The sequence below is a fragment of the Protofrankia sp. Cr1 genome, assembly GCF_963555865.1.
In the GTDB taxonomy this organism is placed as follows: domain Bacteria; phylum Actinomycetota; class Actinomycetes; order Frankiales; family Frankiaceae; genus Protofrankia.
This window is the reverse complement of record NZ_CAUVXO010000124.1, coordinates 1-1,800: the sequence shown is the minus strand read 5'-3', so window position 1 is coordinate 1,800 and position 1,800 is coordinate 1. Positions and strand designations below refer to the sequence as shown.

Sequence of the window (1,800 nt, the reverse complement as noted above, 5' to 3'; positions counted from 1 at the left end):
CGCCGAGCGGTGCTGGGGACGTGCCCGCGCGGGCCCACCGTCCACTGCAGGGTGTACGCGTCCTCGACCTCGGGGTGATCGTCGTCGGCGCCGAGCTGGGACGGCTGTTCGCCGACCAGGGCGCGGAGGTCATCAAGATTGAGAACCGGGCCTTCCCCGACGGGAGCCGGCAGTCACGGGACGGCGCGACGATGTCCCCGTCCTTCGCCTGGGGCCACCGCAACAAGCTCAGCCTCGGTCTCGACCTGCGCAGCCCGCAGGGCGTGGCGGTCTTCAAGCGTCTCGCCGCCACGGCCGACGTCGTACTGTCCAACTTCAAGCCGGGCACGATGGAGTCCCTGGGGCTCGGCGACCAGAGCCTACGCACGATCAACCCACGGCTGATCGTGGTGGACAGCAGCGCCTTCGGCTCGTCCGGACCGTGGAGCCCCCGCATGGGGTACGGCCCGCTCGTTCGCGCGGCCACCGCGATCACGGGACTGTGGCGCTACCCGGATGTGCCGGACAGTTTCAGCGACAGCAGCACCATCTATCCCGACCACGTCGCGGCCCGAGTGGGCGCCGTGGCGGTGCTGGCAACCCTCCTCGCCCGCCGCCGTTGCGGCATCGGCGGCACGGTGAGCTTCGCCCAGGCCGAGACCATCCTCACCCAGCTGTCCGCCCAGTTCCTGTGCGAGTCGCTGGCTCCCGGATCCCTGGCGGCGCGAGGCGATGTCGGCGGACACGACGCGCCGTACGGCGTCTACCCGTGTGCCGGCGACGACGAATGGTGCGTGCTGACGATCCGGGGAGACGAGGACTGGCGTCGCCTGTGCCGGGCCATCGGGCGACCGGAGCTGTGCGACGACCCGCGCCTGGCGAGCGCCGCAGGCCGACGCCGGCACCGGGTCGAGGTGGAGCAGGCGGTGACCGCCTGGACGGCGGTCCACCCACCGCGCGAGGCCATGAGCCGCCTTCAGCACGCGGGTGTGCCCGCGGGGATGATGCAGCGGGTAGCGGACCTGCCGGACGACCCGCACCTCGCGGCGCGCGGTTTCTTCCGCCGGTTGGCCCAGCCACAGCTTCCAGAGCCGATACTGACCGAGAACGGCCCGGCGGTGTTCACCGGGATCGCCGATCCGCAGTTGCGGCCGGCGCCGTTGCAGGGCGAGCACACCCGGGAGATCTGCGCCAAGCTGCTCGGGCTGTCCGACTGCGACATCGATGCGCTGGTGGCGGCGGGCGTACTGGAGGAGCCGAGGTGACCGGGCCGGTAGTGCTGGTGGAGCGCCGTGACCACACGATGGTCATCACGCTCAACCGGCCCGAGGCACGCAACGCGGTGAACCTGGAGTCCACCACTCTCGTCGGCGAGGCTCTCGAGGCGGCGGAGCACGACCGGGAGGTGCGGGCGGTCGTGGTGACGGGCGCGGGCGACACGGCGTTCTGCGCCGGCATCGACCTCAAGGCGGTCGCCCGCGGCGAGCGGACGTTCCCCGCGGGTCGCCGGCACTGGGGATTCGCCGGCTACGTGTCCCACCCGATCAGCAAGCCGACGATAGCCGCGGTGAACGGCTTCGCACTCGGTGGCGGCACCGAGATCGTCCTTGCGAGCGACCTGGCCGTGGCGGCGCAGACCGCGCAGTTCGGCCTGCCGGAGGTCAGCCGGGGCATCGTCGCCGCCGCCGGCGGGGCCTTCCGGCTGTCGGCACAGATCCCACCCAAGGTCGCCATGGAGATGATCCTGACCGGGAAGCCGGTGGACGCGGCCACCGCGCTGCGGCTGGGCCTGGTCAACCGGGTGGTGCCGACGGCGTCGGT

Annotated in this window: 2 protein-coding genes; both read left to right on the top strand. The window is 72.2% G+C overall.

All coding sequences use genetic code 11. The features are described 5' to 3' along the window. On the top strand, nt 1-1,244 hold a 1,244-nt coding region (locus tag U9980_RS12340; protein WP_322768034.1), incomplete at its 5' end, for a CaiB/BaiF CoA-transferase family protein. A 38-nt stretch (nt 1,245-1,282) separates the two neighbouring features. Next, the coding region (locus U9980_RS12335) for an enoyl-CoA hydratase-related protein (protein WP_416210251.1) at nt 1,283-1,800 on the top strand (518 nt) is incomplete at its 3' end.